Below are 1,256 nucleotides of genomic sequence, written 5' to 3' on the forward strand. Positions count from 1 at the left end.
TAAGACGCTCTAAAATGAGATGTTCCAGCCGCACCTTCCGGTACGGCTACCTTGTTACGACTTAGCCCTAGTTACTTGTTTTACCCTAGGCAGCTCCTGTTACGGTCACCGACTTCAGGTACCCCAAACTTCCATGGCTTGACGGGCGGTGTGTACAAGGCCCGGGAACGTATTCACCGCATCATGGCTGATATGCGATTACTAGCGATTCCAGCTTCATAGAGTCGAGTTGCAGACTCCAATCCGAACTGAGACCAGCTTTCGAGATTCGCATCCAGTCGCCTGGTAGCTGCCCTCTGTACTGGCCATTGTATTACGTGTGTGGCCCAAGGCGTAAGGGCCGTGATGATTTGACGTCATCCCCACCTTCCTCTCTACTTGCGTAGGCAGTCTCACTAGAGTCCCCAACTTAATGATGGCAACTAGTGACAGGGGTTGCGCTCGTTGCAGGACTTAACCTAACACCTCACGGCACGAGCTGACGACAACCATGCAGCACCTTGAAAATTGTCCGAAGAAAAGTCTATTTCTAAACCTGTCAATTCCCATTTAAGCCTTGGTAAGGTTCCTCGCGTATCATCGAATTAAACCACATAATCCACCGCTTGTGCGGGCCCCCGTCAATTCCTTTGAGTTTCATTCTTGCGAACGTACTCCCCAGGTGGCTAACTTATCACTTTCGCTTAGTCTCTGAAGCCGAAGCCCCAAAAACGAGTTAGCATCGTTTACGGCGTGGACTACCAGGGTATCTAATCCTGTTCGCTCCCCACGCTTTCGTCCATCAGCGTCAGTTAAAACATAGTGACCTGCCTTCGCAATTGGTGTTCTAAGTAATATCTATGCATTTCACCGCTACACTACTTATTCCAGCCACTTCTACTTTACTCAAGACCTGCAGTATCAATGGCAGTTTCATAGTTAAGCTATGAGATTTCACCACTGACTTACAAGCCCGCCTACGGACCCTTTAAACCCAATAAATCCGGATAACGCTTGCACCCTCCGTATTACCGCGGCTGCTGGCACGGAGTTAGCCGGTGCTTATTCGTATAGTACCTTCAGCTACTCTCACGAGAGTAGGTTTATCCCTATACAAAAGAAGTTTACAACCCATAGGGCCGTCGTCCTTCACGCGGGATGGCTGGATCAGGCTCTCACCCATTGTCCAATATTCCTCACTGCTGCCTCCCGTAGGAGTCTGGTCCGTGTCTCAGTACCAGTGTGGGGGATCACCCTCTCAGGCCCCCTAAAGATCA

At 50.1% G+C, this 1,256-nt stretch carries 1 rRNA gene; it reads right to left on the reverse strand.

From position 1 onward, the window contains the following. Positions 1-12 precede the first annotated feature (12 nt). Positions 13-1,256, reverse strand: a 16S ribosomal RNA gene (locus tag AB671_RS18690); the annotation flags it as partial.

This window comes from Chryseobacterium sp. BGARF1 (genome assembly GCF_001677955.1).
Lineage (GTDB): Bacteria > Bacteroidota > Bacteroidia > Flavobacteriales > Weeksellaceae > Chryseobacterium.